At 48.0% G+C, this 24,030-nt stretch carries 22 protein-coding genes and 1 tRNA gene; 18 read left to right on the plus strand and 5 right to left on the minus strand.

Annotated features, from left to right (window positions below; translation table 11 throughout):
* The first annotated feature begins 92 nt into the window (after positions 1-92).
* The 3 genes from H5715_RS02010 to H5715_RS02020 are packed head-to-tail and all read left to right on the plus strand — an operon-like array spanning position 93 to position 3,530.
* Positions 93-2,114: a DUF2298 domain-containing protein gene (locus H5715_RS02010; RefSeq protein ID WP_246434655.1), complete on the plus strand. Its 2,022-nt coding sequence runs from the start codon at positions 93-95 to the stop codon at positions 2,112-2,114.
* Positions 2,115-2,144: 30 nt separating this feature from the next.
* Complete coding sequence (locus tag H5715_RS02015; protein ID WP_075185811.1) at positions 2,145-3,107, plus strand: glycosyltransferase family 2 protein; 963 nt, start codon at positions 2,145-2,147, stop codon at positions 3,105-3,107.
* A 6-nt stretch (positions 3,108-3,113) separates the two neighbouring features.
* Positions 3,114-3,530 (plus strand): GtrA family protein, encoded by a 417-nt coding sequence (locus H5715_RS02020; RefSeq protein WP_246434657.1) that lies wholly within the window; start codon positions 3,114-3,116, stop codon positions 3,528-3,530.
* A gap of 2 nt (positions 3,531-3,532) precedes the next feature.
* Here the strand turns inward: H5715_RS02020 and H5715_RS02025 are convergent, their stop codons facing one another.
* From H5715_RS02025 to pyrC, 3 genes are read right to left on the minus strand one after another with little or no spacing between them, the layout of a single operon-like run.
* Entirely contained in the window at positions 3,533-3,820 is a 288-nt protein-coding gene (locus tag H5715_RS02025; RefSeq protein WP_139309790.1) for a hypothetical protein, read from the minus strand.
* Positions 3,821-3,830: 10 nt separating this feature from the next.
* Positions 3,831-4,556: a ribonuclease T gene (gene rnt / locus H5715_RS02030; RefSeq protein WP_083608037.1), complete on the minus strand. Its 726-nt coding sequence runs from the start codon at positions 4,554-4,556 to the stop codon at positions 3,831-3,833.
* A complete protein-coding gene (gene pyrC, locus H5715_RS02035; RefSeq protein ID WP_075185809.1) occupies positions 4,557-5,591 on the minus strand; it encodes a dihydroorotase in 1,035 nt (344 codons plus the stop codon).
* A 189-nt stretch (positions 5,592-5,780) separates the two neighbouring features.
* On the opposite strand from pyrC, the gene H5715_RS02040 reads away from it, so the two are divergent.
* Positions 5,781-6,680, plus strand: coding sequence for a flagellar protein MotY (locus H5715_RS02040; protein WP_175574267.1), 900 nt, complete (start codon positions 5,781-5,783; stop codon positions 6,678-6,680).
* Positions 6,681-6,683: 3 nt separating this feature from the next.
* Here H5715_RS02040 and H5715_RS02045 read toward each other — a convergent pair whose 3' ends face one another.
* Positions 6,684-7,373 (minus strand): ABC transporter permease, encoded by a 690-nt coding sequence (locus tag H5715_RS02045; protein ID WP_075185807.1) that lies wholly within the window; start codon positions 7,371-7,373, stop codon positions 6,684-6,686.
* Between the two features lie 131 nt (positions 7,374-7,504).
* Here H5715_RS02045 and H5715_RS02050 point away from each other — a divergent pair, with 131 nt between their 5' ends.
* From H5715_RS02050 to H5715_RS02100, 11 genes are all read left to right on the plus strand, one after another.
* A complete protein-coding gene (locus tag H5715_RS02050) occupies positions 7,505-8,737 on the plus strand; it encodes an argininosuccinate synthase (RefSeq protein ID WP_075185806.1) in 1,233 nt (410 codons plus the stop codon).
* Positions 8,738-9,053: 316 nt separating this feature from the next.
* Positions 9,054-10,499, plus strand: a complete 1,446-nt coding sequence (gene ccoN / locus H5715_RS02055) for a cytochrome-c oxidase, cbb3-type subunit I (RefSeq protein WP_075185805.1) — start codon at positions 9,054-9,056, stop codon at positions 10,497-10,499.
* Between the two features lie 12 nt (positions 10,500-10,511).
* Positions 10,512-11,123: a cytochrome-c oxidase, cbb3-type subunit II gene (ccoO, locus tag H5715_RS02060; RefSeq protein WP_075185804.1), complete on the plus strand. Its 612-nt coding sequence runs from the start codon at positions 10,512-10,514 to the stop codon at positions 11,121-11,123.
* An 8-nt stretch (positions 11,124-11,131) separates the two neighbouring features.
* The gene (locus tag H5715_RS02065; protein ID WP_075185803.1) at positions 11,132-11,347 is read left to right on the plus strand and encodes a cbb3-type cytochrome oxidase subunit 3; all 216 of its coding nucleotides are present in this window, start codon (positions 11,132-11,134) and stop codon (positions 11,345-11,347) included.
* Positions 11,348-11,349: 2 nt separating this feature from the next.
* A complete protein-coding gene (gene ccoP, locus H5715_RS02070) occupies positions 11,350-12,252 on the plus strand; it encodes a cytochrome-c oxidase, cbb3-type subunit III (RefSeq protein ID WP_175574266.1) in 903 nt (300 codons plus the stop codon).
* Positions 12,253-12,367: 115 nt separating this feature from the next.
* Complete coding sequence (gene ccoG / locus H5715_RS02075) at positions 12,368-13,807, plus strand: cytochrome c oxidase accessory protein CcoG (RefSeq protein ID WP_075185802.1); 1,440 nt, start codon at positions 12,368-12,370, stop codon at positions 13,805-13,807.
* A gap of 30 nt (positions 13,808-13,837) precedes the next feature.
* On the plus strand, positions 13,838-14,347 hold the full coding sequence (locus H5715_RS02080) for a FixH family protein (protein WP_246434659.1): 510 nt from the start codon (positions 13,838-13,840) through the stop codon (positions 14,345-14,347).
* Positions 14,348-14,351: 4 nt separating this feature from the next.
* Positions 14,352-16,733: a heavy metal translocating P-type ATPase gene (locus tag H5715_RS02085; protein ID WP_075185800.1), complete on the plus strand. Its 2,382-nt coding sequence runs from the start codon at positions 14,352-14,354 to the stop codon at positions 16,731-16,733.
* A complete protein-coding gene (gene ccoS, locus H5715_RS02090; RefSeq protein WP_075185799.1) occupies positions 16,733-16,924 on the plus strand; it encodes a cbb3-type cytochrome oxidase assembly protein CcoS in 192 nt (63 codons plus the stop codon). Before H5715_RS02085 ends, ccoS begins: the two co-directional genes overlap by 1 nt.
* Positions 16,925-16,926: 2 nt before the next feature.
* Positions 16,927-17,646, plus strand: a complete 720-nt coding sequence (locus H5715_RS02095; protein ID WP_075185798.1) for a sulfite exporter TauE/SafE family protein — start codon at positions 16,927-16,929, stop codon at positions 17,644-17,646.
* 12 nt (positions 17,647-17,658) lie between these two features.
* On the plus strand, positions 17,659-18,213 hold the full coding sequence (locus H5715_RS02100) for a DJ-1 family glyoxalase III (protein ID WP_075185797.1): 555 nt from the start codon (positions 17,659-17,661) through the stop codon (positions 18,211-18,213).
* A gap of 39 nt (positions 18,214-18,252) precedes the next feature.
* Here H5715_RS02100 and H5715_RS02105 read toward each other — a convergent pair.
* Positions 18,253-18,329 (minus strand) — tRNA-Pro (locus tag H5715_RS02105).
* 540 nt (positions 18,330-18,869) lie between these two features.
* Between H5715_RS02105 and H5715_RS02110 the strand changes: the two genes are divergently transcribed.
* The 3 genes from H5715_RS02110 to H5715_RS02120 all read left to right on the plus strand — a co-directional run bounded on the left by H5715_RS02110 (position 18,870) and on the right by H5715_RS02120 (position 24,023).
* Entirely contained in the window at positions 18,870-21,947 is a 3,078-nt protein-coding gene (locus H5715_RS02110; protein ID WP_075185796.1) for a TonB-dependent receptor, read from the plus strand.
* A gap of 279 nt (positions 21,948-22,226) precedes the next feature.
* Entirely contained in the window at positions 22,227-22,958 is a 732-nt protein-coding gene (locus tag H5715_RS02115) for a SapC family protein (RefSeq protein WP_075185795.1), read from the plus strand.
* 33 nt (positions 22,959-22,991) lie between these two features.
* A complete protein-coding gene (locus tag H5715_RS02120; RefSeq protein WP_075185794.1) occupies positions 22,992-24,023 on the plus strand; it encodes a cupin-like domain-containing protein in 1,032 nt (343 codons plus the stop codon).
* The last annotated feature ends 7 nt before the right edge of the window (positions 24,024-24,030 follow it).

A 24,030-nucleotide genomic window follows, 5' to 3' on the forward strand; every position in this document is an offset into this window, starting at 1 on the left:
ACGGCATATATTTAATTTTCACTATCGTATTTTTATGGTTTTGTGTGACAGGGGGCACTTTACTTGCCTACCGATATTGTCCGCATTTGCATTTGGCTCGCAGTTTAAGTCTTATCTTGTTTGTGTTGTTGGTATTTTTTATTGAGCATTTCTTCGGCTTGGGTCGCCTGAATGCAGCGTTGCCAGTGCTTATGGGGATTTCGGCCTGGTTGTTCTGGAAAAACCGCGAGCTTGTTCGATCCAGAGAGTTTATCGTTTCCGAGACCGTTTTTATTGCTGCTTTTATGTACGCTTTTGTGTGGCGTTTTTCGTTTCCTTCGATAACCCCGTCTTCAGAGCGGCTAACCGACCTCTTCTTTATTACCAATTATCTTCAGGGGGTAACACTCCCGCCGGTGGATAATTGGAACCCACCGCATTTGTTCGATTACTACTATGCCTTTCAGCATTATGCCGCCGCGTTAATGGGCCGCATTTTTAATATGAGCCCCGGTGAAAGCTATAATTATGCTTTTGCGCTTTTGGGAGCTTTGCCGATTACGCTTGTTGTCTTTGTGGGGCAGCGCGTTTTTCAGCAGCTGGAGATGCCAAGGTACAAGCGTATTGGCTTGACGCTGCTATTAGCGCTTTCGATCCTATTTGGAGGGAATGGTTTTTCTCCAGTATTGGGAGTGGTCTACAAGGCGCCGGAATACGGTAGTTTCGTGAAGCCGGGTACGTCCGGTGGCACCGAAAAAAGAGCCATTGAGCGTTATCATTCGGCTCTGGCGAATCAGAGCCGCGATTTAATTATTGGTGCTGCGCGTTATATTGGCAGCGATAGAGATACATCCCTGCGGGGGAATGCGTCGGTGAATCAATCGGTTGGCAAACTATTGCTGCCCGACACCCCTAAGCCTGCCAAGGGGAAGAAATTAGTTTTGCCCTCGGAAAATTTGGGCTACCAGTATTTTTTGGGTGATTATCATCCTACATTGGGCGGCTTCTTTCTGTTAACGCTTGGTTTAGGGCTTATCTTTTCCATGCGTTTTACCGGTGCTGCGGCGAAGGGTGAGGAGCCCTGGGGCAAGCTCAGCCAGGCGGCATTGACTCTGTGCGTGCCTGTTATGATGATTACTAATACCTGGACTTTGCCACTTCTCGTGGTGCTAATCTCCGTCTGGGTTTTATATCGTGTTTGGTTCAGACAACCCGTTTATTGGTTGTGGCTAATCGGTGGTGGGGTTGTTGGAACGTTTTTGATATACCCCTTTATGACAGGTTTTCTTACCAGCACTTTATCGACACCGGTTGCCTGGGTGTCGGCCGACATGCGCACCCCATTTTCTCGCTTTCTTGTTTTACAGTGGCCGGTACTGTTATTGATTGCTTTTGGCTTGTGGGAGGGGCGTAAGCGGCCCTTGGCTTGGTTCTTCAGTGGTTTATGGCTGTTATTGCTGATTGTTTCGGAATTGATTTATATCGATGATCCGACGGCAGAGCACTTTAGCCGAACCAATAGCGTTATGAAGTGGTGGGGCTGGATTCAGGTTGGTGCTTTCGTTTCTCTCGGTGGCCTGTTAATGGGGTCAACTATAAAGTGGGTGCGCTGGGCGTCCGTGGCCGTACTGTTAGTGGTCACCTTTAGCGCGGGTTTTGAATTGCAGCGCTATTGGAGACACTCAGGCAAATACAATGCGGGTCATCTTGAGGGGCACTATTGGTACACTAATAACGCAACTAATCGACAGATGTTTGAATATCTGGAGGCTGCCCCCGCAGGGATTGTGCTCGAACCGATTCTGGATAACGCATACAGCAATACCAGTATGTACGGTATTTTCAGCGGTAAGCCGGTTTTGCTGGGTTGGCCCTCCCATTTGCGTACCTGGCATGGTAGTGTTCCTCGAATATGGGTTTTAAAAGATGAAATTGATCAATTTTATAAAGCTGAAAAAGTAGATACGTTGCCCTGGCTGAACAGTAACAACGTACGCTATATCGTATTTGGTCCCAAAAGTGATAATAAAAAATTCGAGGCAATACATAATAAAATTAAATCCGAGTATGCTTGGCATGAGTATGAACATTCACGTCGACGTCATACGGGAATTTGGGTAAAGGTTAGCCCTTAAATTTTGCAACATTAAACAAAGGTGACGTCGATGACTGGCAACAATGTGACAGGTAACAAAAAGAATAAAAAACTGTCTTTATTGGTTCCTATGTACAATGAATCCAGTGTTATTCCTGTATTCTTTGAAACGGTATTGAAGGTGTTGGAAAATCTTAGCTACGATTTGGAAATTGTATGTGTTAATGATGGCTCCACCGACAATACTTTAGAGTTGTTGAAGGCGTATGCGGCCAAAGATGAGCGTATCAAAGTTGTTTCCTTTTCGCGTAATTTTGGCAAAGAACCCGCTATGACAGCTGCGCTGGATTACGCTACAGGCGATGCCATAATTCCTATAGACGCCGATCTGCAGGATCCCCCTGAGCTTATTTTAGAAATGTTGGCCAAGTGGGAGCAAGGCTTCAATGTGGTGTTTGCTCGCCGCTCCTCCCGCGATGCGGACAGTGTGCTGAAACGCAGTACCGCCATTTGGTTTTACACCCTATTTAATAAAATGAGCGACACCTACATTCCGTCCAATGTGGGTGATTACCGATTAATGGATCGCAAGGTGGTCGATGTTATTAAGCAGCTGCCGGAAAAAGACCGCTTTATGAAAGGCTTGTTCTGCTGGCCTGGATTCAAGAGTACAACGGTAGAGTTTGAGCGTCCAGAGCGCGCTGAAGGTGAAACCAAGTTCAATATGTGGAAGCTTTGGAATTTCGCTATCAGCGGAATTGCTTCTTTCAGTACTATGCCAATTCGACTGGGTATCTATCTGGGCTTAATGATCTCAGCAGCATCTTTTGTTTACGGTCTGTTTATTATTACCAAAACGCTGTTTATGGGAATTGATGTTCCCGGCTACGCATCTATGATGGTTGCAGTGTTGTTCCTTGGTGGGATTCAGTTATTTTTCCTCGGTTTGCTCGGCGAGTATATTGGCCGTATCTATAAAGAAGTTAAAAATCGCCCCTTGTACGTGGTGGAAGAGTGGGTAGGCTTTGAGTAGGTTGCGATGATCGCCAGCTTTGTTGTGCGGCAGCTGAAACGTGAGTTAATTGTTCAGCTATTGGTCTTTGGTGTAGTCGGTGTTACTGCGACGTTAACGCATTATTTTACCGCGCTGATTAGTCATGAGTGGGCGGGTATTGATTTGTATTTTGCCAACTTGATCGGGTATGTGTCGGCGGTTATGGTTTCTTATTTTGGGCATGGCCGATTTACATTTAAGCAAGAATTAGATTTGCAGGTGTTTCTTCGTTTTGCACTTGTTTCTGTGTCTACATTTTTTTGTAGCGAATTAATTTTATTGGCTTTGGAGACGTTTCTTCAGCTCTCACACAGAGTCTCCTTAGGTGTAGTGGTCTGTACGATTCCCGTGATTACGTTTGTACTGAGTAAAATGTGGGTTTTTCGCGCACGAAAAGAATGAATTTATTGCAGTATCAGCCCATAGTTTACATACAGTGCCCAGCCGATAATCGCGGTGATTAGCGCGAGGGCTGTACCAGGGAATAAGAGTTTGGCTGGGTAGCTGGCTTCTTTTCTGTACTGAAAACAATATGCTAGGGCGACAGGGAATAGTAAAAAAGAGAGGGCGCCGTAAATATAATGGCGATTGCCAAGAGCTGTTAGCAGTGTCATTAATACGCCGACAAACATCAGAGCGATGCCGATAGAGCCGCTAATGGTTAATACGATAATCCATTCGGATGTCATCAATAAAATCTCATTAATCTTGTGTTGCTAGCGGCCAGCCGCCGAGCGCCTTCCACTTGTTGACAATCAGACAGAACAAATCTGCTGTTTTTTCTGCGTCGTACGCGGCTGAGTGCGCTTCTTTGTTGCAGAACTCGATTTCAGCCAGCTTGCAGGTGGTGGCTAATACGGTGTGACCGAAAGTGACACCAGACAGACTGGCTGTATCCATGCAGGAAAATGGGTGAAAAGGATTGCGCTTGATTTCACAGCGTTTTACCGCAGCGTTGAGAAACCCCAGATCGAAGTGGGCGTTGTGCCCCACTAATACTGCGCGGTTGCAGCCGTGCGCCTTAATGGATTTTCTTATTGGCTGGAGCAACTCACTTAAAGCGATTTCCTCTGGTACCGCTTTTCGGTTTTCGCATTCCAGGTTAATGCCGGTAAAGTCTAAAGCGCTTTGCTCAATGTTGGCGCCTTCAAAAGGCTCAACGTGGAAATCGAAAGTTTCATCGCGTACCAGCGTGCCGTCCTCTTCCATGCGAATGGTTACGGCGGCAATCTCCAGGAGCGCGTCGGTAGCGGCGTTAAAACCGCCGGTTTCTACATCAATAATAACGGGTAAAAAACCGCGAAAACGTAGGGCAAGTGGTGTTTTTTGTTTCTCTTCGGGGCGTTTATCGCTCACAAAAATCTCTACTTCTTTTGTTTTATTTTGAGTGGCTTCCAACGTTGGCTTAACGATCACGCTGGGAATCATTTATGGGCACCTTTTCCAGCGTAACTTTTCACCGGCTTTTACGGGAACCAGCTGCTCACTGCCAAACGGTAGGGTTTTGGGTACTTCCCATTCGATTTTTTCTAGCGTAATGGTACTGCTGTTGCGTGGTAGCCCATAAAAGTCGGGGCCATAGAAGCTGGCAAAGGATTCCAGCTTGTCGAGAGCCTTCGCATCTTCAAAAACTTCCGCGTACAGCTCTATGGCGGCAAATGCGGTGTAGCTGCCAGCGCAGCCACAGGCGGCTTCTTTTTTTGTCTTGGCGTGCGGGGCAGAATCTGTCCCCAGGAAAAATTTGGGGCTGCCACTGGTGGCGGCCGCTATTAGTGCCTCTTGGTGGCTCTGGCGTTTAAGAATCGGCAAACAGTAATAGTGTGGGCGAATACCGCCGGCAAGCATATCGTTGCGATTGTATAGCAGGTGATGTGCAGTAATGGTGGCGGCCACATTGGCAGGCGCTTCGCGAACAAATTCTACTGCCTGGTGAGTGGTGATATGTTCCAGCACTATTTTTAGTTGTGGGAAATCACTTACCACGTGGCGTAGCGTGCGATCGATAAAGGCCGCTTCGCGGTCAAAGATGTCGATATTACTGTCGGTTACTTCACCATGGAGCAGTAGCAGCATGCCATGCTTTTGCATCGATTCCAGAGCGGGATAGATATTGCGGATATTGGTAACACCGGAGTCGGAGTTTGTGGTGGCTCCGGCCGGGTATAGCTTGCATGCAACAATGCCAGCAGCTTTTGCTTCGGCTATATCCTGAGGATTGGTGTTGTCTGTTAAGTAAAGCACCATTAGTGGTTCGAACTGGTGGTCCTGGGGCAGCGCATCTTTAATGCGAGCCTTATAGGCAAGGGCTTGGCTGGCGTTGAGCACCGGCGGGACCAGGTTGGGCATAATGATTGCCCGGGCAAAGCTGTCTGCAGCGTGGGGAACGGTGGTTATTAACGCTTCACCATCGCGCAGGTGGATATGCCAATCGTCGGGGGCAGTGATAGTCAGGGCGTCAGTCATGGAAACTATAGCTATTCTGAAATAAGAGAGTGCCCGCAAACAGCGGGTTGCTTGGTGTGAATGCTACCGGAAAATGGGCTTGCTTGCACTGTGAGGCTCAAGGGTTTATCGGATTGGCCGATAGTTGTCTAACGGGTGTCTCTTTTGGCAAGAGGTTTTTAGGTGTGGTTTATAGATAGGTAGAATGGTGTGACACGTTTAGTCTTGGTGATGGTTTTGGCTGTGCTGCCAGTGGTTGCTGGTGCGGCCACCTACACGAACGCGATCAATGATGGGCAGTGGCGCTCAATCTCGTCCGTTTTTGAGTGCCGGCTGGAGCAGAGTGTGCCTTTCTTTGGTGAAGTGGTTTTTCGCACGCGCGCGGGTGAAGCGTCTGGGTTTTACCTGCGCACACGATCAGCGAGATTTCAGGCGGGAGAGGCTCAGTTGTTGTCGAAAGCCCCTGTCTGGATGCCGGAGCCATCGGAACAGACGTTGGCCTCCGTTCCGGTAAAGCGAGGGAATCGTCCCCTTTGGTTAGGCTCCCAGCAAGCGGAGTTGATGTTGTCGGAGCTGAATGCTGGCAGGGAGTTGAAGCTGGTAAAAGATAGCTGGTACCAGGCCGAGGAAAGTCAGCCTGAGCGACTAGCCATTACGGGTATCGGTTTTAGACCGGAATATCGTACATATCTGGATTGTTTAACGGGTTTGCTGCCGGCCAATTTCGAACAGGTTAAGCGAACAGCCCTTCTCTTTCCTGCTGGCGTTACCGATGAGTTGAATAAAAAAATGATTCGTCAGATTGATAAAATGCTTGAGTTGGTAAAGCACGACTCGAAAATCAGGAAATTTTATGTGGATGGGCATACCGACGCTTTTGGTGATAGAGCCGATAACCTGGAGCTTTCCAAGCAACGCGCAGAATTGGTAAATCAATACCTTGTTTTAAGAGGCGTGCCGGAGGACTGGATTGTGCTGCGTTGGCATGGCGAACGCTATCCGGTGGCCTCTAACGGTTCCGTTGCCGGTAGAGCGAAAAACCGCCGTGTTAGTGTGCGTATGGAGCGATTGGAGGAGGTTGATGTTTTACCTCTGGCGTCGAGCCAATAAAATTTATTGTCGTTTAAAGTTAAGCGCGTAAAAATAGATCGTTAGGCTGAGTGCGGACGTTCCGGCAACCATGCTCATCACCATAATTTGATAGCGCACCGCTTCGAGAGGCGATATTCCTGAAAGGATCTGGCCTGTCATCATTCCCGGCAGCGATACCAATCCGACGGCCAGAAGGGCGTTTATCTGAGGGATCATAGCTGCGTTAAAGGCGCAGGTTGCGGCATTCTCGTTATTGTGTTTCTGCTCCGCCTCAAACCTCTCTGCTCCTAGGCTAAGGCTATTCATACCGTTGGCAAACACCATTCCAGCCAGAGGCACGACAAGTTGTGGTTGGTACCAGGGTGAGAGTTTCAGAACAATTAAAACAATCCAGGCCAAATGAAGTCCGCTTGCCAGAAACAGTGCGAGGGCGGCGGCATTGAAATGGCGCCAGGATTTGGATTTCAATGGCCGGATCGCTATCGCGGCTGATACCAGTGTCATAAAAGTAATAACGGCAATTCCCAGCGTGTTCCAGCGATACTCAAAGAGTATTGCCAGCAGGTAGCCCATGGCAATAAGTTGCAGCACCATTCGTGCGCTGGCGACTAAAATATCCCGGCAGCCATTAAGCTTCCATTGGAAGAGTGCAATGGCTAACAGTAGTGGAAGCGTGGAAAGAAAGGTATCAAATACCGTAAGGCTGATCATTGTCAGGTTTCCTGCTCTTTATTTTGTGCTGGATGAGGGCAAATAAACAGCCAAAGCACTGGAGTTTGTGGGCTCTTTGCATATAAAATTCGCGTCCTTCAGATCGCATTCTATCCATTTGTGGAGTTTTCATGTCAGAAGATAAGTCTTCAATCAAAAAAGTTGTACTCGCATATTCCGGTGGCCTTGACACTTCGGTGATCATTCGCTGGCTAGAAGAAACCTATAACTGCGAAGTTGTAACCTTTACTGCCGATATTGGTCAGGGTGAGGAAGTAGAGCCTGCCCGAGCCAAAGCTGAAGCGATGGGCATTAAAGATATTTATATTGAAGACTTGCGTGAAGAGTTTGTACGCGACTATGTGTTCCCAATGTTCCGCGCCAATGCGATCTATGAAGGTGAGTACCTGTTGGGCACCTCTATTGCCCGCCCGCTGATCGCCAAGCGTATGGTTGAAATTGTTAAGGAAACCGGTGCTGATGCTATTTGTCATGGAGCAACGGGTAAAGGTAACGATCAAGTACGTTTCGAGCTGGGCGCCTATGCGCTGCAGCCGGGTATTAAAATTATTGCTCCCTGGCGTGAGTGGGATCTGACTTCCCGTGAAACGTTGATGGCTTACTGTGCAGAGCGTGATATTCCTGTGGACTTCGCCAAGGCGACCAAAAAATCACCTTACTCTATGGATGCTAATTTGTTGCATATTTCTTATGAGGGCGACATCCTCGAAGACCCATGGAGTGAAGCTGAGCCCGATATGTGGCGCTGGACGGTTTCACCGGAAGAGGCGCCGGATGCACCTGAATATATCGAGCTGAGCTTCGAGAAAGGTGACGTTGTTGCAATTAACGGTGAAGCCATGTCGCCAGCGACCGTATTGGAAACACTGAACAAAAAAGGCGGTGCCCACGGTATTGGCCGAGCAGATATCGTCGAAAACCGTTATGTGGGCATGAAGTCCCGTGGTTGTTATGAAACGCCAGGCGGCACGATTCTGCTGCCAGCTCACAGAGCCATTGAATCTCTTACCCTCGATAGAGAGGCCGCGCACCTCAAAGATTCGCTGATGCCCAAGTATGCTGAGCTGGTGTACAACGGTTATTGGTGGAGTCCTGAGCGCAAAATGTTGCAAGCGCTTATTGATGATAGCCAACAATTTGTCAATGGCGATGTGCGCCTCAAGCTCTACAAGGGCTCCGTCAGTGTTGTCGGTCGCCGTTCTCCAGACACCCTGTTTGATGAAAGCATTGCAACCTTCGAGGATGATGCCGGCGCCTACGACCAGAAAGATGCCGGTGGCTTTATTAAGTTAAATGCATTGCGTATGCGCATAGCGGCCCAAAAAGGTCGTAAACTCGACTAATCTTGATCTTGTAAGGGGGGAGTGGCCTGATATGGCTTCCCCTTAAAAGATAACTATTCACCGCACTTTATTCGCAAGATGTGCTGCAGAAGCCTGTAGAGGGTTTGTGCGGCATTTTTTGACGTTTGATATAGATCAAATAAAGAGAGAGGAAAGTGCCTAAAATCGTTAGCAATTACAGCCCTAAAAAATGAAGAACTGCGTAATGAGACGCGCATAGATTCATCTACAGGATACAAATGTGTTTTGGGTTGGCTGCAAGTGATTTACAAATACTGTTTTCGAAACCTGAAACAAAACAACACAGGACTGAACTATGAGCAATGGCTTGGCAACTGATCAGTCAACATACAACTACAAGGTCGTACGCCAGTTTGCGATTATGACTATTGTTTGGGGTATTGTTGGTATGTCTGTGGGGGTGCTGCTGGCAGCGCAACTCATGTGGCCGGAGTTGAATGATATTCTGCAACCATATTCGCATTTTGGACGCTTACGACCACTGCACACCAATGCGGTGATTTTTGCGTTTGGAGGGTGTGCGCTGTTTGCAGCCTCTTATTACGTGGTACAGCGCACCTGTCAGGCCAAGCTGTTTGGTGGTTTTTTAATTCCGTTTACCTTTTGGGGTTGGCAGCTCGTTATTGTGCTTGCCGCTATTACCCTGCCTATGGGGATGACCTCCGCTAAGGAATACGCGGAGCTGGAATGGCCAATTGATATTCTGATTACCCTGGTGTGGGTTTCCTACGGTATCGTGTTTTTCGGAACGGTCGTATCCCGTAAAACGTCACATATTTACGTGGCCAACTGGTTTTTTGGTGCCTTTATCATAACCGTTGCGTTGCTGCATGTTGTTAACAGCATGGCGGTTCCGGTGTCACTCAGCAAATCTTACTCAGCCTATTCTGGTGCAATGGATGCCATGATTCAGTGGTGGTACGGCCATAATGCTGTTGGTTTCTTCCTAACTGCGGGCTTTCTGGGCATGATGTACTACTTTGTGCCAAAGCAAGCGGGTCGCCCGGTATACTCCTATCAGCTATCAATCGTTCACTTCTGGGCCTTGATTGCCGTCTATATCTGGGCGGGTCCTCACCACCTGCATTATTCGGCCTTGCCAGATTGGGCTCAGTCGCTTGGTATGGTGATGTCTTTGGTTCTACTGGCGCCATCCTGGGGCGGTATGATCAACGGTATTATGACGTTGTCCGGTGCTTGGGATAAGTTGCGTACAGATCCAACACTGCGCTTCTTGGTGGTATCGCTGTCTTTCTACGGTATGTCCACCTTCGAAGGGCCAATGATGTCCATCAAAACCGTAAATGCCCTGTCGCATGATACAGATTGGACCATTGGTCATGTTCATTCTGGCGCTTTGGGCTGGGTGGCGATGATTTCCATTGGTGCGGTCTATCACTTGCTTCCTGTTCTGTTTGATCGCGCTCGTATGTGGAGCGTCAAACTTGTCAACGTACATTTCTGGCTATCGACTATTGGCACTGTGTTGTATATCTGCGCCATGTGGGTCAATGGCATTATGCAAGGCATGATGTGGCGCGCGTTTAACGCAGACGGCACTTTGACCTACAGTTTTGCCGAGTCCGTTGAAGCGAGTTATCCCGGTTATTTTGTACGTTTCCTAGGAGGCTTTATCTTCCTGATCGGTATGTTGCTAATGGCCTACAACACTTATAAGACCGTTACTGAAGAAGAGCCTGCGGAAGAAGAATCCAATGCCGCAGAGCCGCAACTAGCCTAAGGGGACGCCACAGTGAAAAATCATGACATTGTTGAAAAAAATGTTGGTTTGATGGTGCTGCTGGTCGCAGTTGCGATCAGTTTCGGGGGGCTGGTTCAAATTGTGCCGCAATTCTTCCTGGATGAAACCACAGAGCCTGTAGAGGGTTTGATGCCTCTTCCCGCTTTAGCTCTGGAAGGGCGCGATATCTATATCCGCGAAGGCTGCCATGTTTGTCATACTCAGATGGTTCGACCACTGCGTGCGGAAGTGGAGCGCTACGGCCACTATTCTGTTGCCGGCGAATCGGTTTATGAGCACCCATTTCTGTGGGGCTCCAAGCGAACCGGGCCCGATCTGGCGCGCGTGGGTAAGCGCTACAGTGATACCTGGCATAAGGCGCACCTGTATAACCCTCGCAATGTTGTTCCAGAATCGAATATGCCCGCATTCCCCTGGCTATTTGACAATATTCTGGATGGCAAGGAGACAGCAACGAAGATGAAGGCCTTGAAGCTTGTTGGTGTTCCTTACACCGATGACGATATTGCTGGTGCAGAAGCCGCTGTGGTAGGTACAACCGAGGTTGATGCCTTGGTTGTTTACTTGCAGCAGCTGGGTACCTTGCTAACCCATAAGCGATAGAGGGCATTATGGATATCAATGACCTCAGAAGTTTATCGGTAGTTTTGGTGGCGCTCGCCTTTGCGGGCGTTTGCTGGTGGGCGTTTTCACCTAAGCGCAAGAAGCGTTTTGACGATGCGGCTAACTTGCCATTTGCCGATGAACCGGGGAATACATCAAACGAACAAAAAAAAACTGAAGATAAAAATCTTCAGTCAGCTGACCAAAAAGAAAGGCAGGGCTGATTATGAGTATATTTTGGAGTCTTTGGATCATCGTGCTGACGACGACCTGCGTCGCACTGGTCTGCTGGGTGTTGTTTGCCAATCGCAAAGTCGCCATGAGCGACGACGAATCCCCAGAAAATAAAACAACGGGTCATATTTATGACGGTATTGAAGAGTACGACAATCCGTTACCACGCTGGTGGTTTCTGATGTTTGTATTCACCTTGATTTTTGGCGCAGCGTATCTGGTGTTTTATCCGGGTATGGGTAGCTTTAAGGGGGTTCTCGGGTGGACTTCCACGGGAGAGCTGAAAATGGATCAGGAGTCTGCACAATCCGATCTGGCTGAGACCTTTGGTGTTTACGCCAAAATGCCTATCGAAGAGTTGATTCATGATGGTCGTGCCATGAAAATGGGGGTGCGCTTGTTCTCGAACAACTGCGCAGTCTGTCATGGTGCTGATGCTGGTGGTAACTTCAGCTTCCCTAATTTATCGGATAAAGACTGGTTGTATGGTGGCAAACCGGAAGATATTGCTCACAGTATTCGCGAGGGGCGTGTCGGAGAAATGCCAGCCTGGGGCGATATTATTGGTGAACAGAACGTGGTAAATGTGAGTGAGTATGTCCTGAAAATGTCAGGGCAGGATCACGAGGCGGCCTTGGCTGCAGCGGGTGAAAAAGTATTCGCTCAAAACTGCGTCGCTTGTCATGGTACAGATGGTGCGGGAAGTCAGTTGTTAGGCGCTCCAAAACTAGCGGATAACACCTGGTTGTACGACGGCTCCCGGGAAGGCATTCAGCACTCGGTTCGCAATGGTTTGAAAAACCAAATGCCATCGCAGAAGGATATGTTGCGTGAGGATAAAATCCACCTGTTGGCCGCCTATGTCTATTCTTTATCATTCGACTTCGACGAGTAATATAAAAGCGGTTTGGTGAATGGAAACGGGAGCCCTGAAAAGCGCTCCCGTTTTTTTTCCAGGAAGGCAATAGTGTATATTAGTTTGGCCTAATTCATAATCCGGAGTTCTTAACGTGTCCGAGCAGTCCCCTTCTGATGATAGTGGCAACATTCGCTACCGAAACCTCTACGAATCCCAAGGTAAGATCTATACGCGTAAAATTAGTGGTTTCTACCAAGCTATTCGCCGTTACACTGGCCTGCCGTTAATTGCCGCATTTTTGCTGTTGCCGTGGATTTTGATTGATGGCCGACCGGCGGTTTATTTCGATTTGCCGGCCCGCCAGTTCCATATTTTTTGGTTAACCTTTTGGCCGCAGGATTTTATGCTGCTCGCCTGGACGCTGATAATTTCGGCCTTTTCTCTATTTACCGTAACGGTTCTTCTGGGGCGAGTGTATTGCGGTTTTACCTGCCCTCAAACCGTATGGACGTTAATGTTTATTTCTGTTGAACACTTTTTTCAAGGTGATAGAAATAAGCAGATTAAACTGGCTGGTCAGCCTTGGACCTTCAATAAAATCTGGCGCATAGGCGTTACTCACAGTGTTTGGGTACTTATTGCCTTTATTACTGGCGCGACCTTTATCGGTTATTTTGTACCTATTAGGGAGTTGCTTGCGGGGCTCGTACCCTACGCTGATCCAAACACCGGCATTCTGACGATTGATGCGCCTGCGGTTGCAGCTTTCTGGACATTGTTCTTTACCTCAGCAACGTATTTAAATGCGGGCTGGATGCGCGAGCAGGTGTGTAAATATATGTGCCCCTATGCGCGTTTTCAGTCGGTTATGTACGATGACGATACGCTCGCGGTACAGTACGACCCCAAGCGGGGAGAGAGTCGCGGGCCACGTAAACCCAAGGATGATTACAAGGCAAAGGGCTTAGGGGATTGTATTGACTGTTCCTGGTGTGTACAGGTTTGTCCGGTTGATATCGATATTCGTGATGGTCTGCAGTACGAGTGTATTAACTGCGGTTTATGTGTTGATGCCTGCAATGCTGTTATGGATAAAATGGAATATGAGCGTGGGTTAATTCGTTTTACCTCTGCAGACGAACTAAAAACCGGCAAAACTAAATTTTTTCGGCCCCGCCTGTTTGGCTATTGCCTGGCGGTAGTGGCAATGATTTCAGCTTTTAGTTACACCATAGCCACTCGTACGCCACTTTCTGTTGATGTTATTCGGGATCGTGGTGCGCGCCTCTACCGTATCAGCGGCGATCAGGTGCAAAATGTTTACACCGTGAAAATCAACAATATGGATCGTAATGCCCACGTATATAAGATATCCGTTGATGGCGACTACCCGTTCACTGTGAATAATTTCCGTGCCGTTGAAATTGAAGCGGGGGAGGTGTTTACTGTGCCCCTAAGAGTTTCCATTCCAAGAAAAGTCCTCGATACCGAGAAAACCATGATTACGTTTACGGTTGTTGCTGGTGATGACGAGGAACTTCATGCAGTTGAGGAAACGAATTTTATTGGCCCGATGTTCCAGCGGAAATAGGCAGATTTAAACTCAGGTTGAAATAAACATTTGAATACAACACACGTTACAAAACACTGGTATCAAGAGCCTTGGGCTTGGATGGTGGCGGCGCCTTTACTGCTCGTATTTGTGGTCTGCGCCGTCTTGGTGACAGTAGCCGTTAGAGGTGGGGATGATGTCGTCAGCGATGATTATTATAAAGAAGGCAAAATGGTTAATAAGCGTTTTGCTGCCGAGTCTTATGCTGAGGAAAAGGGTATCAGTGGCGTTTTAACGCTGTTTGCCGAAGAGGGTTATCTTGATTTGACACTAACGGAGCCGCTGGATTCTAGTGACAAGCTTGAGTTGAGGTTGTCACACCCGGCTGAGGCAGACTTTGATCAAGCCTACGTTTTGAAGCGTAAATCGATTCGAGGTTATTACGCTGATTTGTTGTCCGTACCCGAGGGGCGATGGTATGTGCGTGTTGAGGGCTTTTCCAGTGAGGGCAATAAGCTTCTCTGGCGGCTGAGTGGAGAGATCGACTTCAACCAGTCGCCCCGTCTACAGTTACAGTAAGCTTATGTCTGCCTGCTTTCATTGTGGTTTGCCTGCGGACCCAAGCATTGCCTGTACGATAAATGGCGAACCCAAAATATTCTGTTGTCACGGCTGTATGTTGGTGGCGCAAGCCATCCATGAGGGCGGCTTGGACAATTACTATCAATATCGCGATCAATTGGGCGAAAAGGCCGTCGAAAAGCAACAGGATTTTTCTGGCTACGATTTGCCTGAGGTTCAGAACGAATTTGTCAGCCGTAGTGAAAATGGTTTTAGGACCGCTCGTTTGAGTGTGCAAGGTATCAGTTGTGCCGCCTGCGCTTGGCTGATCGAGCACCACCTGGAAAAGGCAGATGCGGTTGATAGTGTTCGCGTAAATGCGACCAACCGAACCTGCTTATTACGCTGGGATGAAGGCAAAACGCCGCTAAGCCAATTGCTCAACGAATTTCAAAAAATAGGCTATCACCCACAACCAGATCGCCAGGAAAACAAACAAAAATTACGCCGTAAGGAATCCCAGCAGGCGCTTATGCGTTTGGGTGTGGCCGGTATCGGTATGATGCAAGTCGGCATGGTGGCCGTTGCGCTCTATGCCGGAGGTATGCAAGGGATAGAAAGTCATTGGCAATCGTTTTTGCGTTGGGTGAGCTTGGTGATGGCCACACCCGTTGTTTTCTTTTCTGCTCAGCCTTTTTTTAGCAATGCACTGCGATCGCTAAAAGCCTCACATCTTAATATGGATGTACCGGTTTCCCTGGCGATTGCCTTTGCGTACGCGGCTAGCGTCTGGGCAACGCTTACTCGTACCGGTGAGGTCTACTTTGATTCTGTTTCCATGTTCACTTTTTTTCTGCTGCTGGGGCGCTACCTGGAAATGCGTGCGCGTCACAGCAGCGCTTTCGCCAGTGAAAGCCTGCAGCATTTGTTGCCACTAACGGCATGTCGAATGGAAAACGGCAAGCTGCTTTCTATTCCGTTGGCCGCAGTACTACCCGGTGACCGGTTATGGGTTGAGGCGGGAGACGTTATTCCTGTGGATGGCCAATTGATGTCCGCCAGCGCCAGGATTGATGAATCGTTGTTGACCGGTGAATCTGTGCCGCAAAAGAAAGTCGAGGGTGATGAGTTGTCTGCGGGAACCCTCAATGGCGGTAGTGCACTTGAGCTTGACGTCACCCGTACGGGGCAAAGTACTCAGTTGGCGGCGATAGAGCGACTGGTGGATCAGGCCAGTATGGTGAAGCCACGACAAATTGCGTTGGTCGATAAAATTGCCGGACGCTTTGTCGGCGCGGTTCTTCTGTTGGCCCTCATTGTTGGCGGCGTGTGGTGGTATATAGATTCAAGTAAGGCTTTTTGGGTCGTGTTATCGGTTTTGGTTGTAACCTGCCCCTGTGCGCTTTCTTTGGCGACACCGGCAGCGCTTACGGCAGGCATAAACCGTGCGCGGAAAATGGGGCTGTTAATTAGTGGCCCACAAACAATTGAATCTCTGGCTGAAGTTGATTTGGTTGTGTTTGATAAAACGGGCACTTTAACGGAAGGGCGGATTACCGTATCCCAGTTGCTGCCGCTCGATTCTGACAACAGCCAAAATGAAGCCTTGATTGAGATAATTGCGGCTTTGGAAGCTCATTCTCGTCATCCCATTGCCTTGGCGTTTGCGGGCTACCGGGCATCAGTAGCTGCAGAGCAGGTTGATGTTGTTGAAGGCGAGGGCGTATCCGGGTGTGTTGGTGACGCGTTTTATCGCTTTGGACGACCGGCTTTTGCATCGCCATCTACGCCCGATCTGGATATCCCCGAGGTAGAGGGTATGTGGCAATTACTTTCCCTTAAAAAGCAGGGCCAGTTTGAACCCTTGCTTTGGGTTTGTTTGACCGATGATATTCGCCCATCGGCCAAAGTCGCTGTTTCTGAGCTACACCGACTTAATAAAGATGTTGCGTTGCTTAGCGGTGATCGGCCGCAACCGGTAGCATCGATAGCTGTGCAGCTGGGAATAGAGAGCCCTGTTGCTGAGGCCAGGCCCGATGGCAAGCTCGGATGGGTGCGCAAGCAACAGGCAAACGGGAAATCCGTACTTATGGTGGGAGACGGTATTAACGATGTTCCCGTATTGAGTTCGGCAGATGTTTCCATTGCCATGGGCTCCGCAACCCGTCTTGCGCAATCCAATGCCGACAGTGTGTTGTTAAGCGGTAATCTGGCCGTCATTCCTTTGGCCATCAGCTTGTCGGCGCGGGTACAGAGAGTTATTCGCCAAAACCTTGGCTGGGCTCTGTTGTATAATGGACTGGCTCTTCCTGCCGCTGCTGCAGGGGTGTTGCCGCCTCATCTGGCCGCCATAGGTATGTCGTTCAGCTCCCTGGTTGTTGTTCTTAATGCGATGAGAATCTAATGGAAAGTTTGCTTATATTAATTCCCATCGCCATAGTCTTTGTAATTATTGCCATTGCCATTTTTTTCTGGGCGGTAAAATCCGGGCAGTATGAAGATCTGGACACAGAAGCTCGAAGAATCTTGTTTGACAGTGAGCGCAAAGAAAAAGACGGTACCGACAAACTATCTCAACCTTCCGATAAAAAATAACCATGTCAGAAACGTTTATTGCAGCTTTTGTTCTTGGATTAATGGGGGCGGGTCACTGCCTGGGTATGTGTGGCGGTTTGGCCGCAGCGCTGGCTTTTGCAAATCAAGGTAAAAGCAAGTTTCACCGGTTCGCGATACTTCTGAGCTACAACATTGGACGCATTTTCAGTTACGGGCTTATAGGGTGGATCTTTGGGTTTATTTTTTCCAATGTTGATCAGCTAAGTCCAGTCCCTGTTTTAAGGGCCGTCTCGGGTGTGCTGTTGATCGCAATGGGGTTCTATTTAGCCGATTGGTGGAAAGTGCTTACACGTCTGGAGCGTTTGGGCTCTTTGTTATGGCGCTGGATATCACCACTGGGACGCCGTCTTATGCCCGTTACCAATACCGTAACGGCTTTGTTTCTAGGCTTGCTCTGGGGGTGGTTGCCATGTGGGTTGGTTTATTCGGTATTGGCGTTGGCCGCAGCTCAAGGAGAAGCCTTGGCTGGAGCCGGTGTTATGGTGGCTTTTGGCCTAGGAACCGTTCCTGCCGTACTAGCTGGAGGTCTCGCGAGTAATTATATTAAAACCGCTATTTCAAATGTATGGGTGAGGCGATTGTTTGGAATTGGCTTTATTGTTTATGGCATCGTTACCCTGCTGCCGGTGATTAAATTGTTGTTGGTGGCCTCTGGAGTGCTGGCGGCTTCGGAACAGGGAATGATGCATCATCACCACTAGGGGAGAGGGACCATGGTTAATGTTTTAGTGCCTGTTGCGGACGGAACTGAAGAGCTGGAAGCTGTGACCATTATCGACATTCTGCGGCGGGCGGGTGCAGACGTTTGCATCGCGTCGGTTATGACATCAAAAAGAATTACGGCGTCCAGAGGCGTTACATTGGAAGCAGAAGTTCTGATACCGAGCTGCGTCGATACCGTGTGGGATCTAATCGCGCTGCCTGGCGGGATGCCTGGTGCAGAGCATTTGCAAAATTGCTCCACATTGCAACATCTTCTCGGGGAGCAGTTTTCGACTGGTCGTTTCGTCGCTGCCATTTGTGCAAGTCCGGCTGTAGTCCTGGGGCGAAATGGCTTTCTAAAAGGGCGTCGCGCGACTTGCTACCCAAGCTTTCAAGACGAACTACAGCAATACGGCGCTATATCAAGCAGTGAAAAAATCGTTGTTGACGAAAATTTGGTGACCAGCCAGGGGCCGGGAACGGCGTTGGCATTTTCATTGAAACTTGTTGAGTTAGTGTTTGATAAAAACGTAATGAAATCGGTTACATCTGATGCGGTTGCATAAAAAAGCTAAGAGGTTGTTTTAAATTGTGTTTTAAAAATGTGGTCGGAGCGAGAGGATTTGAACCTCCGGCCCCCGCCTCCCGAAGGCGGTGCTCTACCAGGCTGAGCTACGCTCCGTAGAATAATGTCAATGATGCGATGAGATGAAAATGCTGTTTTTTCGCTAGACCTCCCCTGTATTTTTGCTAAAAAAGTACTAAAAATAAAGTGTTTTTTACATGTTTGACTTTAATTCAACGAAGTTGAAACAAATAGCGCTTCCTCATAAAGCCCCTACAAAATTAAAATCACATCAGCAATAACTATCCTCTGCGTTACCCATAAATGATATTTATGGGTAAACTGATGCGTGCTTGTTTTCGGTCAAAGCTATCTGGGAATAGTAAGATATTGACAGCATAATCAGTAAGAGTAATATAGAACCTCCTCAGAATCATTTGTGTTTATTATCATAACAATAGAAATACGCTTTATGTTGGTTTGCGGGGGAGCCAGAACGAGCACCTTATAAACACAGATTCTCGCGGTAGAGATAATAAAAACTGACTTGCGCCTAGTACAACTATAAATACGCTAGCAAAGAAAGTTTAAAACAATCAAAGCTTCAGCGCTGAGGCGCCTATAAAAATCAACTCTAATCGAGGAGTGGGAGTTTCTATGTTTAAGAAAAATAATCTATCTAATGCTATTGCCGGTATTCTGGCTGCGTCCGTCGTCGCATCTCCGGCCCTGGCTCAAGAAGGCAACATCGAGGAAGTTTACGTAACGGGTATTCGTGCCAGTATGGAAGCTTCAATGGATATTAAACGCGAATCAGCTGGTGTCGTTGATGCGATTAATGCCGAGGATATTGGTAAATTCCCTGACACAAACCTTGCCGAGTCGCTGCAACGTATCACTGGCGTGTCTATAGACCGTGTAAATGGTGAAGGTTCAGAAGTTACTGTTCGTGGTTTCGGTGGTGGCAATAACCTGGTCGTATTGAATGGCCGTCAAATCCCCTCTGCAAACGTTGCTACTGTAGGTGGTGATCAGAACTCTGACTTTGCTGCAGGTTCTGGACGTTCTTTCGACTTTTCCAACTTAGCATCTGAAGGTGTAAGTGGTCTGGAAGTCTATAAAACTGGGCGTGCCAGCGTCTCCTCCGGCGGTATTGGTGCGACCATTAATGTCAAAACGTTGAAGCCTCTTGATAATCCTGGGTTTAAAGCTTCCGTTGGCGGTAAAATCGTTAACGATACCAGTGTTGAGTACACTGGTGACGAGTACACCCCTGAATTGTCTGGTCTGGTGAGTTGGACTGATGACGATGAGACTTTCGGTGTTTCGTTGTTTGCCAGCCATCAAGTTCGCCACAGCGCTACTCCAAGCGCTACTGTGAACGGCTGGAATATTAGCTCTCTGGAGCAGTTTCTCGACCCAAACAGCGGTATGGTTGACGCGGATACTAATGTTGCTAATGCTCCGGGCAATCAGAATCAGTGGGTGTCAGTGCCAAACGACAGCCGTTGGCACGTGGCTGAGACCGAGCGTGAACGTACTAACGGCATGGTAACTTTGCAGTTTCGCCCAATGGAGAGCCTTACTCTTACCGCTGACGCATTCATCGCTAAAAACGGCCTGAATGAGTGGCGTAGTGATCAGACTAACTGGTTCAACCGTCCTTTCGATAATGTACAGTTCGACTCCAACCCAGCTGTTGCTACCACTGTGTTCCTGCAGGAAGATATTTCCGGTGTGAAGGATACTGGTTTCGAGCAACAGGCTCGCTCCACGGAAGATAGCATTAAGTCTTTTGGTTTTAATGCTGGCTGGCAAGTGACTGATACTCTCAATCTTGCACTGGACGTTCACAGTTCTGAGGCTGAAAGTACGCCAACTGGCGCGTTCGGTACCAGCTCTATTCTGGTGAGTATGGGTGCTCCTGTTGTTACCTCTCACTCCTTGGACCTCCGCAGAAATGGTTTCCCAATCCAGAACATCACTATCGACGACTCTGGCGCTAGTGGTCGTGGTGACTTTGGTGGTACTAACAATAACGGTATCTTAGATGTTGGCGACCTGGGTTCTCAGGTTGCTAGGACCATAGCATCCGGTCAGACAACCAGTATCGACCAGTTCAACCTGGACGGTAGTCTGGAGTTCGATTTCGGTACATTTGATTTCGGTGTAGATTACCGCTCGTTAGAAATGAATCAAACTCGTATTCAAACTCAGCAGACCCTGGGTAACTGGGGTATTGAAAACCCAGGTGATATACCGGCTGACCTGATAGAGACAGTATGTCTAAGCTGTGCTTTCAGTGATATCGACACTTATGCGACGGGCCATTCTCTGACAGCGTTCCGAGGGGACGCCGGAGAGTTGTACGCGGCGTTGTCACCTTTTTACGCTAGCCGCGGTAACGCTGTGACTGAAAATGGCAATGAGAATAACACCGTTCAAGAAGACTCCACTGCGCTGTACGTCCAGTTTAACCACGATGGTGAAATCGCGGGAATGACGTACAATGTATTGGCAGGTGTTCGCTGGGAGACGACTGATGTCACTTCGAGTGCGCAACTTGTACCATCTGCCGAGATTATCTGGCAGTCGGATAATGACTTCACCATCACTACTGCCGACATCGTAGAACCACTTCGGCAGGAAGGTTCTTATGACAACGTTCTGCCCTCAATTGACTTCTCCCTAGACGTCAGCGATGACATCAAAGCGCGTGCATCCTATAGCTGGACTATTGGACGTCCGGACTATGGCTACTTGTTCGTAACCGACGATGCCGATACTCCACCACGTCCGACTGCGCTGGGTGGTCTTGCCACGGGCTCTTCGGGTAACCCAAGCCTTCAGCCTCTTGAGTCCAAGAATTGGGATCTGTCTTTCGAACACTACTACTCAGACAGCAGCTATGCGTCTGTCGGTTACTATTACAAGACCATCGATAACTACGTGGGTACCGGTGTAGAGAATCGCAGCTTGTTTGGCCTGCGTGACCCAAGCTCTGGCCAAGACGGGACTCGCTCCGGTGCTGCTCTTGATGAGTTGGATGCCTTAGGGATGACCCGTAGTGACGTTAACATGTTTACTATGACTGCATTGCTGGATAACTTCCCTAGAGACGAGGCTGTTGCACGTTTCAACGCGGGGGTCGACCCGGATACTGGTGCTCTGCCTCAGTCATTTGTTGATGAAATACTGGCCGCATACGATATTGAGCCAAACTCAACCGACCCACTGTTCAGCTTCGCTGTACAGGTACCTGTGAATACAAGTAAAGCTCATATCGACGGTATGGAATTCGCGTGGCAGCACTTCTTCGGTGATTCTGGCTTCGGTGTTCAGGCTAACTATACTATCGTTAATGGTGACATTGGAATTGATGTTGCCTCCGACCCAGACGAAAACCAGTTTGCGTTGCTTGGTTTGAGTGACAGTGCTAACGCATCGTTGATTTTCGAAAATGATCTGATGTCTGCTCGACTGGCATACAACTGGCGTGATGATTTTTTGACTGAGTCTAACCGTGGTGCTGCCCGTAACCCAGTGTTCGTCGACGAGTACAGACAGCTTGATATGAATGTAAGTGTGTTTGTTACCGACAATCTTAGTGTTACCTTCGAAGCTATCAACCTGACTGGCGAGAACTCTAAGAACTATGCTCGTGATGAAAGTAATATCTATTACATGCAGGATTTGCAGACTCGTTACGTGCTTGGAGCTCGCTACACTTTTTAAACCCTTGGCTGTATAGTTATTAACCCGACAGTATCGATTGCCGGGTTAATAAGCGCTGTAGAGATGCATCGCCATTGCCTGATAGGCAATGAATTTCTGAAATACCCGAAAGTGGTTCATTTTCGCCGGCGTTTCAGAAGGGAGTAACAAAATAGACAGGACGATCTATTTTGTTACTGGGTTAATAGTAGTCTACCTATCGCCGAAGGCCGCTGTTATCAGCGGCCTTCTTTTTTAGTCTGTATAAAAAATCTAGTTTTATCGGGGTACAAAATACCGATGTCAAATAATGTAATTCTTAACAATGTGGAGCACAAAGACCTTCGGGTTATTACAACCTATAGCAAAGAGTATGGGGATAGTGTCAATCAAGTGCTGACTTTTCCTACCGAGTTTGCAGAGGTGCAACGAGAATATCCGATACTTTTTTGTAAAAATTCCGAAAATAAAATGCAAGCCGTCGTGATTTTAGGGCTGGATCGTGATGAAAACCTTTTTCTTGATGAAAAAGGAGGGTGGAGCGCGGACTACATTCCGGCGATTGTGGCCAGAGGGCCGTTCATGATTGGCTTCCAGAAAAAAGAAGTAGACGGGCAGCTGATTAAAGACCCTACGATTCATATCAATCTTGAAGATCCCAGAGTGAGTGAGAACGATGGTGACGCGGTATTCCTATCTCAGGGCGGAAACTCTCCATATTTGGACCGGGTGAGTGAGACTTTACGCCGTGTTTACCATGGACTACCTTTGTCTGATTCTATGTTTACTGCATTTGAGGAGTGCGGGCTTCTGGAGCCTGCGACCATAGAAGTAAAGTTGAGTAACACCGAGCAGTACACCATTCAGGATTATTTCACTATTTGTGAAGAAAAGCTCAACAACTTGGACGGTAATACGTTGGAGCGCCTGAATAAAGCGGGTTACTTGGGTTTAGCCTATCTTGCATTGAGTTCACTTGGGAATATGGCGAAACTCATACAAATGAAAAACATAAAAAAAACGGCAGTGTAATCTGCTCAAATTAGCGCTTTAGGTAAAGTTAATATGAAGGTGGTTGAGCGAAAAACCCAAACAGTATCAGGTGTTGATATAGAAAATATTCCATATCAAAAACTGCTTGAAGAGGGCAGGCCGGTAATCTTTAAGGGAATTGCTCAACACTGGCCAGTTGTTCAAGCTGGACTTAAAAGTGCATCTGAGTCGATGGATTACGTGTCTCGATTTTATAACCGGAAAAAATTACTTGCTTATATCGGCCAGCCAGAAATTAAGGGAAAGTTTTTTTATAATACAGAACTTACTGGCATTAATTTCGAAACTCAGTGGGTAGAATTAGGGCCGTTTTTCAATCAGTTAAAAGTGTCACAGGGAAACAAAGAGTCACCGGCGTATTTTATTGGTTCAACCACGGTGGATGGGTGTTTGCCCGGCTTCCGTAAAAATAATGAGCTTCCTCTTAATCACGAGATGTTTCAGAAAAACCCTCATCTGTTGAGTATCTGGATTGGCAACAGAACCCTGACTTCGGCGCATTACGATTTCTCGAACAATCTCGCCTGTTGTCTTGTTGGAAAGCGCAGGTTCACGCTTTTCCCGCCGGACCAAATTGCAAACTTATATCCGGGCCCGCTTGAACCTACGCCGGGTGGGCAGGTTGTAAGCATGGTGGACTTCAATAACCCAGACTTCGATATTTTCCCGCGTTTTACAGATGCCCTTGCTGCATGCGAGGTTGCTGATCTTGAGCCGGGAGACGTACTCTTCTACCCTGCAATGTGGTGGCACCAGGTGGAATCGCTGAGTGACTTTAATGTCATGATGAATTACTGGTGGAATACGACGCCACAGTATCTGGATTCACCACAAACTACTTTGCTCCATGGCATATTGAGCTTAAGGGATCGGCCTGTTGCAGAAAAAACGGCGTGGAAGGCAATTTTTGACTACTACTTGTTTAATGAATCGGATGACATTACCGGTCATATTCCAGAGCATGCTAGAGGAAACCTTGCCAAGCTCGATGAAACAAAGGCGCGAAGGCTTAGGGCGCAGATTCTTAGTGCTCTAAATAGATAATGATAGA

The organism is Teredinibacter haidensis (genome assembly GCF_014211975.1).
GTDB lineage: Bacteria > Pseudomonadota > Gammaproteobacteria > Pseudomonadales > Cellvibrionaceae > Teredinibacter > Teredinibacter haidensis.

Excerpts from the sequence above, each read along its gene's own strand:
- H5715_RS02065 (WP_075185803.1), top strand. The coding sequence starts at position 11,132 with ATGGATATCAATGACCTCAGAAGTTTATCGGTAGTTTTGGTGGCGCTC.
- H5715_RS02110 (WP_075185796.1), top strand. The coding sequence starts at position 18,870 with ATGTTTAAGAAAAATAATCTATCTAATGCTATTGCCGGTATTCTGGCT.
- H5715_RS02045 (WP_075185807.1), bottom strand. The coding sequence starts at position 7,373 with ATGATCAGCCTTACGGTATTTGATACCTTTCTTTCCACGCTTCCACTA.
- H5715_RS02085 (WP_075185800.1), top strand. The coding sequence starts at position 14,352 with ATGTCTGCCTGCTTTCATTGTGGTTTGCCTGCGGACCCAAGCATTGCC.
- H5715_RS02050 (WP_075185806.1), top strand. The coding sequence starts at position 7,505 with ATGTCAGAAGATAAGTCTTCAATCAAAAAAGTTGTACTCGCATATTCC.
- ccoS (WP_075185799.1), top strand. The coding sequence starts at position 16,733 with ATGGAAAGTTTGCTTATATTAATTCCCATCGCCATAGTCTTTGTAATT.
- rnt (WP_083608037.1), bottom strand. The coding sequence starts at position 4,556 with ATGATTCCCAGCGTGATCGTTAAGCCAACGTTGGAAGCCACTCAAAAT.
- H5715_RS02015 (WP_075185811.1), top strand. The coding sequence starts at position 2,145 with ATGACTGGCAACAATGTGACAGGTAACAAAAAGAATAAAAAACTGTCT.
- pyrC (WP_075185809.1), bottom strand. The coding sequence starts at position 5,591 with ATGACTGACGCCCTGACTATCACTGCCCCCGACGATTGGCATATCCAC.
- H5715_RS02020 (WP_246434657.1), top strand. The coding sequence starts at position 3,114 with ATGATCGCCAGCTTTGTTGTGCGGCAGCTGAAACGTGAGTTAATTGTT.
- H5715_RS02120 (WP_075185794.1), top strand. The coding sequence starts at position 22,992 with ATGAAGGTGGTTGAGCGAAAAACCCAAACAGTATCAGGTGTTGATATA.
- ccoN (WP_075185805.1), top strand. The coding sequence starts at position 9,054 with ATGAGCAATGGCTTGGCAACTGATCAGTCAACATACAACTACAAGGTC.
- H5715_RS02100 (WP_075185797.1), top strand. The coding sequence starts at position 17,659 with ATGGTTAATGTTTTAGTGCCTGTTGCGGACGGAACTGAAGAGCTGGAA.
- H5715_RS02115 (WP_075185795.1), top strand. The coding sequence starts at position 22,227 with ATGTCAAATAATGTAATTCTTAACAATGTGGAGCACAAAGACCTTCGG.
- ccoP (WP_175574266.1), top strand. The coding sequence starts at position 11,350 with ATGAGTATATTTTGGAGTCTTTGGATCATCGTGCTGACGACGACCTGC.
- H5715_RS02095 (WP_075185798.1), top strand. The coding sequence starts at position 16,927 with ATGTCAGAAACGTTTATTGCAGCTTTTGTTCTTGGATTAATGGGGGCG.